Raw genomic sequence first — 12,226 nt, forward strand, 5'->3', positions numbered from 1 at the left:
GCTCAAGCCGCCGCACCCGCTCCGACTCGCTCGTCGAGGCGCCCTGCCGTTCGCCGGCGTCGATCTGAGCCTGCCGCACCCATCGGCGCAGCGACTCGGCCCCGAAGCCGAGCCGTTTCGAGACCGTCTCGCACGCGGTCGTCAGGTTCGGGTACTCATCGAGATGGTCGAGCACGAGCCGGATCGCTCGCTGCTTCGTCTCCTCCGGGATCTGCTTCGGCATGATGACTATCTTCCTTCCAGACTCGAAAGGAACCGGCATCAAACCGGGGACGGTTCACTACCGGTTCGCGAACATGGCAGGCGAACTCGACTACGTCACCATCGGCCGCTCCTATCCCGGCGTCGTGACCCCCAGCAGTAAGGGCGACTTCAAAGTGAACACCCGCCCGGTCGACGGCGCGGGCTGGAACGACCACTTCTGGCACCTCAACGCCGCCCGCACGGCGACCGAGCCGATGCAAGACCGGACACGCTACGACCTGCGCTTTCGCATCACCCCGCCCGAAGACGGCAGCGAACCGGAGCCGATGACTCTCGCCAGCCGGGCGCTCCACCACCGGTCGCTGCTGTTCACGCTCCGTGTCGGGTTCATCGGGGACCAGCCCGCCAGTATCTGGAAGTTCGAGGGAGCAAGCCCGTTCGCCCGCCCACACGCCGCCAACGACTACAACCGCGTCCAGCTCGACGCCCGCGGCACCGCGACCCTCACCCTGCGTGACGTCCACGGTGGCCTCTTCAACGGCTTCGCCTGGAGGTGGGACGCCTGACCGAGGCCACAGGGTCTTCTCGAAAAGGCCAGGTCATGAGATAATCACAGGTAGATCGCAGCGTCCGGTCGACGCGACACATGCTCCCGGCTGCATCGCCCCTCAGGCTCATGCCGCGCATGGCACCCGACCGACGTCAGTGCCTGGCGCTACGGTGAGGTTAACCCGCAACCCTAACTTAAGACGCGCCCCAGGCGCAGGAGACGAACCACATGGCACCGACCACCAAAGAAGGACAGCGCGCCGAACTGCACAAGACCATCTGGCGCATCGCGAACGACCTCCGCGGCTCCGTCGACGGCTGGGACTTCAAGTCGTACGTGCTCGGCATGCTGTTCTACCGGTTCATCTCCGAGAACCTCACCGCCTACATCAACAAGAGCGAACGCGAAGCAGGCGACCCGAGCTTCGACTACGCCCAACTCGGCGACGCCCAGGCAGAGTTCGGCCGCAAGGAGACGGTCGAGGAGAAGGGTTTCTATATCCTCCCGTCCGAGCTGTTCCAGAACGTCCGAAGGCGTGCTGCCAACGACGCCAACCTCAACGAAACCCTCGCACGGGTCTTCAAGAACATCGAAGGCTCCGCCGTCGGCACCGACGCCGAAGACGACCTCAAAGGCCTGTTCGATGACCTCGATGTCAACAGCTCGAAGCTCGGCGGCACTGTCGCCAAGCGCAACGAGAAGCTCGTCAAGCTGCTCGATGCGATCGGTGACCTGCCGCTGGGGAACTTCGAAGACAACTCGATCGACCTCTTCGGTGACGCCTACGAGTACCTCATGCAGATGTATGCCTCCAGCGCCGGAAAGTCTGGTGGCGAGTACTACACGCCGCAGGAGGTCTCTGAACTCCTCGCCCGCATCACCGTGGTCGGCAAGACGAGCGTGAACAAGGTCTACGACCCCGCTGTCGGATCCGGGTCGCTGCTGCTGAAGTTCGCGAAGGTCCTCGGCAAAGACAACGTCCGTCAGGGCTTCTACGGCCAGGAGATCAACCTGACCACCTACAACCTCGCCCGCATCAACATGTTCCTGCACGATGTGAACTACGAGAAGTTCAACCTGGCCCACGGCGACACCCTCATCGACCCGGCGCACTGGGATGACGAGCCGTTCGAGGCCATCGTCTCCAACCCGCCGTATTCGATCAAGTGGGACGGCGACGCGAACCCGCTCCTGATCAACGACCCGCGCTTCGCGCCAGCCGGGGTGCTCGCACCGAAGTCGAAGGCCGACCTCGCGTTCACCATGCACATCCTGTCGTGGCTCGCCGTCAACGGCACCGCGGCGATCGTCGAGTTCCCCGGCGTGCTCTACCGAGGCGGAGCTGAGCGGAAGATCCGCAAATACCTCATCGATAACAACTATGTGGATGCTGTCATCCAGCTGCCGCCGGACTTGTTCTTCGGCACCACGATCGCAACCTGCATCATCGTGCTCAAGAAATCCAAGACCGACAACTCTGTCCTCTTCATCGACGCATCCGCCGAGTTCAAACGCGTCGGCAACAAGAACAAACTCACCGAAGCCAATCAGCAGCACATCCTCGACACCTTCACCACCCGCGAGGACGTCGACCATGTCGCCGCACTCGTGTCGAACGAAGACATCGCGGCCAACGACTACAACATCGCCGTCTCCTCCTACGTCGAGCAAGAAGACACCCGCGAAGTTGTCGACATCACGGAACTGAACGCTGAGATAGCACGCATCGTCGCCCGCCAGGCAGAGTTGCGTACCTCCATCGACGAGATTGTCGCTGACCTGGAGGGCACGGCGTGAGTCGCATCGACGAGCTGATTCACCAGCTATGCCCGGACGGGGTCGAGCTCAAGGCTCTAGGCAAGGTCGGCCAATTCATTCGAGGTAATGGCTTACAGAAAGTTGATCTTCGCGAGGAGGGTGTTCCCGCGGTCCACTACGGCCAGATCCACACCCACTACGGCGTATGGACAACCGAGACTAAGTCGTTCACTGACGGGGAGATCGCCGCGAAGCTACGTCACGCTCGACCAGGCGACCTGCTTATCGCGACGACCAGTGAAGACGACGATGCAGTCGCGAAAGCTACGGCGTGGCTCGGCAACACCGACGTTGTTCTGAGCGGTGATGCATACATCTACCGGCACGACCTGGATCCAAAGTACGTGTCGTACTTCTTTCAGTCGACTTCATTCCAGGATCAGAAGCGCAGGTTTATCTCCGGCACGAAGGTTCGCCGAGTCTCGGGCGATTCATTGGCGAAGATCCAAATCCCCGTGCCGCCTCTCGAGGTGCAGCGGGAGATCGTGCGAGTACTGGATCAGTTCACTCAGCTGGAAGCGGAGCTGGAAGCGGAGCTGGAAGCGGAGCTGGAAGCCCGACGGCGGCAGTATGAGTACTACCGTGCCGTGTTGCTGAGCTCGTCAGATGACGCAGGCGTCCGGGACGTTTCGCTCGGTGAGATTATCCGGTTGAACTTTGGGGCGCGAATCACGAAGAAGGACAACGCAGGCACTATTTATCCAGTTTACGGGGGTGGCGGCGAGAGCTTCCGGACTAATGCTTTCAACCGCGAAGACGAATGGGTGATCTCGCGCTTTGCGATGTCCGCGAACTGCGTCAGGCGGGTTGCGGGCAAGTTCTGGATGCTTGACTCGGGCTTCACTTTCGATGTAACCGATGCATCCGTCGACAAGGACTTCGTGGGCCAGCTCCTCCTGAGTATGCAACCGACCATCTTCGCGACTTCGACGCAGTCTGCGCAGAAGAACATCGATGTGGACGGCTTCAAGCGCTTGCGTGTCCAGGTGCCCTCGCTCGAAACGCAGCGGCGGGTTGCTTTAGCGTTGGCGAGCTTCGACGGAATCGTGAATGACCTGTCCAGTGGTCTACCTGCCGAACTAAACGCGCGTCGCAAGCAGTACGAGTACTACCGCGACAAGCTTCTCACCTTCGAGGAGGCTGCCGTATGAGTGATCTAGCTCCTCGGAAGTACGATCCGATCGCGGTGTCGTCTGAGAGCACGGTTGTTGCTGAGTACATTCCTGACGCGGCTGGTGCTGGGTCGTATCAGTCGGAGGCGGAGCTTGAGCGTGAGCTGATCCGGCTGCTTGAGTCGCAGGCGTACGAGTATCTGCCGATCACATCGGAGGCGCAGCTGGTCGCGAATCTGCGTACCCAGCTTGAAGTGCTGAACTCGGTGACGTTCTCCGATGCTGAGTGGGATCAGTTCTTCTCGGAGCGGATAGCGGGCGCGAACGACGGCATCGTCGAAAAGACCGTCCGTATCCAGGAAGACCACGTTCAGCTGCTGAAGCGTGATGACGGTTCGGTGAAGAACATCCTGTTGATCGATAAGCAGAACATTCACAACAACCGTCTGCAGGTGATCAACCAGTATGAGATCGGTCAGGGCGAGGGAGGCTCCGCGCGGTCGAACCGGTATGACGTGACGGTACTCGTCAACGGCCTGCCGATGGTGCACATCGAGTTGAAGCGTCGCGGCGTGGATATTCGTGAGGCGTTCAACCAGATCGACCGGTACCAGCGCGACAGTTTCTGGGCGGGCTCTGGGCTCTTCGAGTACGTGCAGCTGTTCGTCATTTCGAACGGCACGTTGACCAAGTACTACTCGAACACCACTCGTCGCCAGCACCTGAGTGAGGCGGCTGGTTCCAAGCGGGTGCGGAAGACGTCGAACAGTTTCGAGTTCACGTCGTGGTGGGCGGATGCGCAGAATAAGCCGATCCAGGATCTGTCGGCGTTTGCGAAGACGTTCTTTGCGAAGCACTCGCTGCTCAACATCCTGACGAAGTACTGCGTGCTGACCGCCGACCGGATGTTGCTCGTGATGCGCCCCTACCAGATCGTCGCGACCGAGCGGATCCTGCAGAAGATCGAGATTTCCACCAACTACAAGACCCTCGGCACTGTCGCCGCGGGCGGCTACGTGTGGCACACGACCGGGTCTGGCAAGACCCTGACCTCGTTCAAGGCTGCGCAGCTCGCCTCGAAGCTGCCGAGCGTGGACAAGGTGCTGTTCGTGGTAGATCGTAAGGATCTCGATTACCAGACGATGCGGGAGTATGACCGGTTCGAGAAGGGTGCGGCGAACTCAAACACCTCGACCAAGGTGCTCAAGAAGCAGCTCGAAAACCCGGGTGCGCGGATCATCATCACGACGATCCAGAAACTCTCGACATTCATCGCCGCGAACAAGGGGCATGCGATTTACGACGGGCATGTCGTGATAATCTTCGACGAGTGCCACCGGTCGCAGTTCGGTGATATGCACACCGCGATCACGAAGGCGTTCAGGCGGTACAACCTGTTCGGTTTCACAGGTACTCCGATCTTCTCCGCCAACTCCGGCAGTGGCGGGAACCCGCAGTTGAAGACCACTGAACAGGCGTTCGGGGAGAAGCTGCACACGTACACGATCGTCGATGCGATCACGGACAAGAACGTGCTGCCGTTCCGGATCGACTACGTCAACACCATCAAGGTCGGCAATGTCATCGACAAGCAGGTCTCGGCGATCGACACCGAAAAGGCGCTCCTCGCACCGGAGCGAATCAGCGAGATCGTGAAGTACACGCTCGAGCACTTCGATCAGAAGACCAAGCGTGCTGAGCACTACACGCTCGGTGAGCGTCGCGTGCGTGGCTTCAACGCGCTGTTCGCGACCGCATCCATCGAGGCCGCCCGAACGTACTACAACCACTTCCAACTGCAGCAGGAAGGCCTGCCATCAGACAAGCGACTGAAGATCGGCCTGATCTACTCGTACGGTGCGAACGATGCTGTCGAAGATGGCGCGCTCGATGAAGAGGGCTTCGACACCGGTGCGCTGAGTATGGACGCGCGGTCGTTCCTCGAAGATGCGATCCAGGACTACAACGACATGTTCGGCACGTCGTTTGACACTTCCGCCGACCGGTTCCAGAACTACTACAAGGACCTCTCGCTCAAGCTCAAGACCCGCGAGATCGACCTGGTCATCGTCGTAAACATGTTCCTCACCGGCTTTGACGCGACCACGATGAACACCCTGTTCGTCGACAAGAACCTGCGCGCGCACGGGCTCATCCAGGCGTACTCACGCACCAACCGCATCCTCAACTCCGTCAAGACATACGGCAACATCGTCAGCTTCCGCGACCTCGAAGAAGAGACCAACGACGCGATCGCACTGTTCGGCAACAAGGACGCTCGCGGTGTGGTGCTTCTCAAGCCGTACAGCGAGTACTACAACGACTACGCCGAGAAGGTCACCGAGTTACTGAACGCTTTCCCACTCGGGGAGCAGATCATCGGCGAGGCTGCTCAGAAGGAGTTCATCAAGCTGTTCGGCGCGATCCTGCGCCTGCAGAACATCCTGACTTCGTTCGACGAGTTCGAGGGGTCTGCCCTGCTGACCGATCGTCAGGGTCAGGACTACCGCAGTGTCTACCTCGACCTGTATGCGGAGTTCCGCAAGGACAAGGACGCCGACAAGGAACAGATCAACGACGACGTCGTCTTCGAGATCGAGCTGATCAAGCAGGTCGAGATCAACGTCGACTACATCCTCATGCTCGTCCAGAAGTACCGGGATGAACGCGGCGATGGTGATGACAAGGAAATCCGCGCCGAGATCACCCGCGCCGTTGACGCCAGCCCGACCCTGCGCAACAAGAAAGACCTCATCGAAGACTTCGTCGACTCCCTCTCCGTGGACGGGGAAATTGACCAGGAATGGCGCGCCTTCATCGCAGCCAAGCGCGAAGCCGAACTCGAGACGATCATCAACGAGGAGAACCTTCGTCCCGACGAGACCCGCGTCTTTGTCGAAACTGCGTTCCGCGACGGACAGATCCGCACCAGCGGCACCGCGATCACGAAGGTACTGCCTCCAGCGTCGAGGTTCTCCGCTGACGGTGGCCATGGCGAGAAGAAGCAACGCGTGATTCAGAAGCTCGGTGCTTTCTTCGAGCGGTTTTTCGGGCTGAGCGCCGGGGGTGGCGACTGATGCTGAAGCGAATCGAGTGGATGAAGGACTGTGGGTTCTTCGAGAATTACCAGTGGGACTCGACGCTGCCTGATCTTGCACGCATCAACGTCATCTATGGCCCGAACGGTACAGGCAAGACCTCGCTGGCCGGGGCCTTTGACGGGCTACGAAATGCGGCAGACGCAGAAGGTTTTCGACGTCTCTCTGTGTTAATTGACGACGGCGTAGCACGAACAACCCACGGCAGTGATGATGATCTCTTCGATCGCGTCCACGTCTTCAGTGAGGCTTATGTCGCCCGTAGCCATAACTTCACCGCGGGTAACGCTGAAATGCCCGCCATTCTGACACTCGGAGAGAAACCCGCCGACGCAGAGCGGCAGCTTGAAAAGCTCCAAGAGGAGCTGGCGAGCAAACTTAGGGAACGTGAAGACCAAACGAAGATCGAGCGCGACGCCAACCATGCCATCAATACTGCGTACGGCACCGTGTCCCAGCAGGTCGTTGACGCCGCAAGTAAAGCCGGTGGTCGGTGGCATTCGAGGAGCAACTTCAGCGCTGGTATGGTGCGTAACGCCTTCGCAGGATCTCACGCTGCCTGGAGACTACTCACTGAGCAGGAGCTGCAGAACAATATCGGAGTCGTTAACTCCGACAAGGCCGATGCGATACCCGAGAATCAGCTTACGGTTGCCGCACCTGATGGGCTGCGCCAACGTCTGGCGATTGCGCTTTCCACAACCCCAACGACCATCATCCTCGACACGTTGGAAGCCCATCCAGATGCGACGAGTTGGGTCGATGAAGGACGGCATCTCCACGGCGGCGTCGAGACCTGCATCTTCTGTGGCGCTCCGCTTTCTGACGAGCGGCGCACCCTCATTGACCAGCACTTCTCTGATGCCGTTCAGCGTCTGCAGTCGGATCTCCACTCCGCGGTCACTGACCTTCGAGCCGTAACAACTTCTGTAGACGCTGCGATTGCAGGTCTCCCAAGCAAGGGTCTCTTCTTCGGAGACCTCCGGCCACGCTACGACGAGGCGAACATCGAGGTTCGGACGGAACTGACAGCCCTCAAGTCCTGGGCGACCGAAGTACTGGCAAGAGCCGAGACGAAGCTAAACAACGTCCTGTGCCCAGTGGATACGGTCGTAGCGGAGCCACCAACAGTGTCGGCGACGGCAATGCTCAGGCTCAGAACTGAGCACAACGACCGTGTCAGCCAGCACGACCAACTGGTCCAGGCGGCAGCACAGGCAATCGAACTGCACTACCTGAAGGCGTCGGAGTCGAGCGTCAGCGACAACTCTGCCAAGTCCACCAAAGCCAAGACTACGGGTGAGGCTCTCGACGAGACGATTGCTGGAATCCGTTCCGACATCGCCTCGCTCGAAACCGTTGACGGTGACCCGATGCCGAGTGCGAAGATTCTCACTGACGAGGTGACGCGACTGCTCGGTCGCAACGAGCTCAAGTTCGAGTTGGTGGACGGGCGTTACCGAGTCACCCGTGACGGGCAGCCTGCTCAGGGACTGAGTCTCGGCGAGCGAACCGCCATCACGCTGATTCACTTCCTGGAGCAAGTCGCCAAGTTCGACTCGTCAAAGGGGAAGCCCATTGTGATCATCGACGACCCCGTCTCGAGCCTCGATAGCGACATCTTTATGGGGGTCTCCACCTATATTTGGACTGAGACGATCGTGAAGGATCACGTCGCCCAGCTATTCCTGCTCTCGCACAACTTCGAGCTGTTCCGCCAGTGGGATATACAGATTGAGGCCCTACACAACAGCGGCAAGATGGAAGACGGTCGCAAGTTCAGGGACGTCTATCCGACCGAGTTCTACGAGATTCGCTCACGGCATCTAACGCAAGGCGGTACGACGAAGCGGCGTCCGGTGCTTGCAAAGTGGCCGCCATCAGAGCGAGCACGCAAGATGATTCGCTCGACTTATCACCATGCATTCATGGCTCTGGCCGATGCACGGCTCCAGCTTGCCGAAGACGACTCCATGGAGAACCGGCTTGACGCTCAGTTGCTATTTCCGAACGTCATTCGGCGGGTTCTCGAGAGTTTCCTTGCATTCAAGCATCCCGAGTGGGTCGGCAATCTCAATAGTGCGATGCGGAAGTCGGCTGACCTGCTGCGAGCGGCGGGCTATCAGGGCGACGCGGACGCGCTTCGCCTTCGACTTACGAGATACGCTCACGCCTATTCGCACAGCGAGTCGCCGGCAACCGATATCACGGTCAGCCCCGACGAGGTTGCATCCGCTATCGCTTCGGTGTTCGAGTTCATGCACTGTTTGGACGAAGCTCACTTCGCCGGGCTTTGCGAGGTCACTGGCATCTTGCCAACAGTCTTACTGCCTCCCGTGCCGCAGGTGGCGGAGGAAGTCTCGTGAGTCAACGAGGATCATCCAACTCGAGTAGTTACCGCATCCTGACCATAGATGGGGGCGGCATCAAAGGTGTATTCGCGGCCTCCCTTCTGGCTGAGTTTGAGAAGACGCTTGGCAAGCCGATTGCTGAGCATTTCGACCTGATCGCTGGTACCTCGACCGGTGGCATCATCGCTATTGGCTTGGGGCTAGGGCTTTCAGCTCAGGAGATCCTCGACTTTTATGAGAAGAACGGTCCAGCAATCTTTGCAGGGCGTCGCCGTCGCTCGTTACGTCCGCTGTTCGTAGCGAAGTACAATTCCAGACCTCTACAAGATGCTCTGATCGAGGCATTTGGCGACAAGCTACTCGGCGAAAGCAAAACCCGGTTGCTAATTCCTTCCTTGAATTTGGAGACCGGCGAGGTCCACGTCTTCAAGACTGCGCACCATACGCGCTTCGTTCGGGATTATAAGGAGAAGGCAGTTGATGTCGCGCTGGCTACGGCTGCCGCTCCGACCTATTTCCCTACCCACCATCTGGGGACCGGCGAGCCGCTCGTGGACGGCGGGATGTGGGCGAACAACCCGATGGGAGTCGCAGCGGTTGAGGCGCTTGGCGTTCTCGAGTGGCAGCGTGGAGACATCAACCTCTTGGGGATCGGGTGCACGGAGTCTCCACCAGACACCGCGAATCGGCGATCTCGCGGCCTCGTCAATTACTGGGCAAAGCGGCTCGTGAGCATCTTTATGTCCGGCCAGTCTTCGTCCTCTTTGGGGACAGCTCAACTGCTACTCGGTCACAACAACGTGCACCGTATCTCTCCGCATGTCGGTGGTGGGCGCTACAAGTTGGATGGAGCCAACGCGATTAGTTCACTAAAGGGACTCGGGGCATCGGAGGCTCGGAAGGAGTACCCGAAAGTGCAGTCGATGTTCTTCACTGGTCGGCGTCAGCCCTTCGTGCCGTTGAAGGAGGTCGAACGATGAAGCTGATTAAGCACTTCGACGCCTTCCTCAAGAACAGGGTCAATTTGAGTGACGGGCGCATCGAGACGCTCGACAAGCGGGTTGACGCAGTGAGTAGTTTTCTTTCGAGTGACGACGACGTCATCTCGAACAACTACATCGACCTGATTCCGCAGGGTTCCTACGCCCATCGCACGATCATCAATCCGGTCGACGCGAACGACGAGTTTGACGCCGATGTATTGCTGGATATGAACGAAGTCGATGGCTGGGAGGCAGAGGACTACGTCGAGCATCTCTACCAGGTCTTCCGATCGAACGGCACCTACAAGGACAAGGTCAGTCGCCGAAGCCGATGCGTCACGGTGAACTATGCGGGTGAGTTCCACATGGACGTGGTGCCGTTCTTGACTCGGCACGGCGAGCGGTTCATCACGAACCGCAGCACCAACCAGTTCGAGCGTACGAACCCTGAGGGGTTCAATGAGTGGCTCGATGGCCAGAATCGCATCACGAGCGGGCGACTGGTCAAGGTCATCCGCTTGCTCAAGTACATCCGGGACTTCAAGAACAACTTCTCGGTGAAGTCCGTGATCCTGACGATCTTAGTTGGCGAGCAGGTGAACGATGCGGCGCTCTGGGCAGACCCAGATCACTATAAGGACGTGCCGACGGCGCTCGTTAACCTCCTGACAGACCTCAACGACTACCTGCAAGCGAATCCGTCGATGCCGAGCATCGATGACCCAAGTTGTCCGACAGAGAACTTCAATCATCGTTGGGATCAAGATCAGTACGCCAACTTCCGTAACTGGATTGCGACGTACACCAGCTGGGCGAAGGATGCCTACGATGAGACAGACGTAGACGAGAGTCACACGAAGTGGCGGAAGCTTTTCGGCGACAAGTTCGGCACCTACGATACGAACAGCTCTAAAGCATCGGAGGCCCACCGTTCGATTGCGGGTGTCCGCGATACAGAGGAGTTCATCGAGCACAAGTTCGCAGGCGTTGCACTCAACCCGGCCTATTCCATCAAGCTGCAGGCAAAGACCGTAAGTCGAAACGGGTGGCGCAACTTTGTGCTCGCGACCCGCGGCAACAAAGTTAGCCCTGGGCGAAGCATCAAATTCAGTATCAAATCGTCGAACCTTCCTGGCTCGTACGAGCTGTGGTGGAAGGTTCGAAACGTCGGAGCGGAAGCGATCGCCAAGAACATGATCCGAGGGCAAATTGAGCCAGACGATGGAAGCCGCTCCCGAACGGAGCCCGCAAGTTTTCGAGGGAGCCATTACGTCGAAATCTACGCAGTCCAGAACGGTGTCGTCGTTGCCAAAGATCACCACCCAGTTCTCATCCAGTGACAAGGGTCGACTGCTCAAGTTCCTTACCGCGTACGTGTCGGCACGCCTCTCTTGCGCAATTGGGCTAAGACCGTGCTGGCGTGCACGTCAAAGCGCTCACTTACTTTGGCCAGCGAGAGACCAGACTGATATAGCCGCACCATCTCAAGCGCCTGCTCCTCGGTCGGAGAGGCACGACGCAGAGATATACCTCGCCGCTTCAAGAGGGCGCTGACCGTGACTCGGTGACATTTGAATTCGTCGGCAAGCTCGTAAACTGTCTTCCCTGCCGTGTAGCCTTCAACGATTCGATCGGCACCTTCACTAGAGATACGAGGTTGAGCTTTACGCGGAGTCCGTGAGGTCGACTCTGATCGTTCCTGGTACGAACTGCGACGAAGGTGCCGATGGGCCTTCCGCAGTTCGTTTGCATGCGAGGAGAATAGGTCCACCAATGTGATGACGCGGGACATCGTTCATAGATGTCCCGCGTCATCGTTCATATCGGGGAGAAGCCCTGGCCATCGGCCGGGGCTTCTGTCGTTCTCGCGAGCCGCGCGGTTGACGTCGACCTGCCGCCGAGGGGACTCCATCGGAGGGTTGATGTCGAGCCGTGGACGTCATTCCAACGTCCGATGCGAACCGTCGGCCTGAGGCATAGCGTCGTAGGCGAACCGATGATCGCTGCCGCTTGTGCGGGCGCGGAAGGGAACCCTGCATGCTCTCCATCTCCGGCCGCTCGCGGCACGCTCGACCCGGAGCGCGCTCGCGCGGGACCGCGCCGGTCGTTG

The 12,226-nt window shown here is 59.2% G+C and carries 8 protein-coding genes; 7 read left to right on the forward strand and 1 reads right to left on the reverse strand.

All coding sequences use genetic code 11. The features are described 5' to 3' along the window. Positions 1-223: transposase (locus H508_RS0107950; RefSeq protein WP_026373662.1), on the reverse strand; the 223-nt coding region annotated here is incomplete at its 3' end. Here H508_RS0107950 and H508_RS15315 point away from each other — a divergent pair. The 7 genes from H508_RS15315 to H508_RS15325 all read left to right on the forward strand — a co-directional run bounded on the left by H508_RS15315 (position 222) and on the right by H508_RS15325 (position 11,456). Further along, positions 222-770 (forward strand): hypothetical protein, encoded by a 549-nt coding sequence (locus tag H508_RS15315; RefSeq protein ID WP_051223032.1) that lies wholly within the window; start codon positions 222-224, stop codon positions 768-770. The genes H508_RS0107950 and H508_RS15315 overlap by 2 nt on opposite strands. A 212-nt stretch (positions 771-982) precedes the next feature. Then, positions 983-2,551: a type I restriction-modification system subunit M gene (locus H508_RS0107960; protein ID WP_026373663.1), complete on the forward strand. Its 1,569-nt coding sequence runs from the start codon at positions 983-985 to the stop codon at positions 2,549-2,551. Further along, a complete protein-coding gene (locus H508_RS0107965) occupies positions 2,548-3,723 on the forward strand; it encodes a restriction endonuclease subunit S (RefSeq protein WP_051223034.1) in 1,176 nt (391 codons plus the stop codon). Before H508_RS0107960 ends, H508_RS0107965 begins: the two co-directional genes overlap by 4 nt. After that, a complete protein-coding gene (locus H508_RS0107970) occupies positions 3,720-6,761 on the forward strand; it encodes a type I restriction endonuclease subunit R (RefSeq protein WP_026373665.1) in 3,042 nt (1,013 codons plus the stop codon). Before H508_RS0107965 ends, H508_RS0107970 begins: the two co-directional genes overlap by 4 nt. Next, positions 6,761-9,148: an AAA family ATPase gene (locus H508_RS17155; protein ID WP_084155230.1), complete on the forward strand. Its 2,388-nt coding sequence runs from the start codon at positions 6,761-6,763 to the stop codon at positions 9,146-9,148. The genes H508_RS0107970 and H508_RS17155 overlap by 1 nt, the downstream gene beginning before the upstream one ends. Continuing rightward, entirely contained in the window at positions 9,145-10,113 is a 969-nt protein-coding gene (locus H508_RS17160; RefSeq protein WP_084155231.1) for a CBASS cGAMP-activated phospholipase, read from the forward strand. Before H508_RS17155 ends, H508_RS17160 begins: the two co-directional genes overlap by 4 nt. Beyond that, entirely contained in the window at positions 10,110-11,456 is a 1,347-nt protein-coding gene (locus H508_RS15325; RefSeq protein WP_051223040.1) for an SMODS domain-containing nucleotidyltransferase, read from the forward strand. Before H508_RS17160 ends, H508_RS15325 begins: the two co-directional genes overlap by 4 nt. The last annotated feature ends 770 nt before the right edge of the window (positions 11,457-12,226 follow it).

The sequence above is a fragment of the Agrococcus lahaulensis DSM 17612 genome (assembly GCF_000425105.1).
GTDB lineage: Bacteria > Actinomycetota > Actinomycetes > Actinomycetales > Microbacteriaceae > Agrococcus > Agrococcus lahaulensis.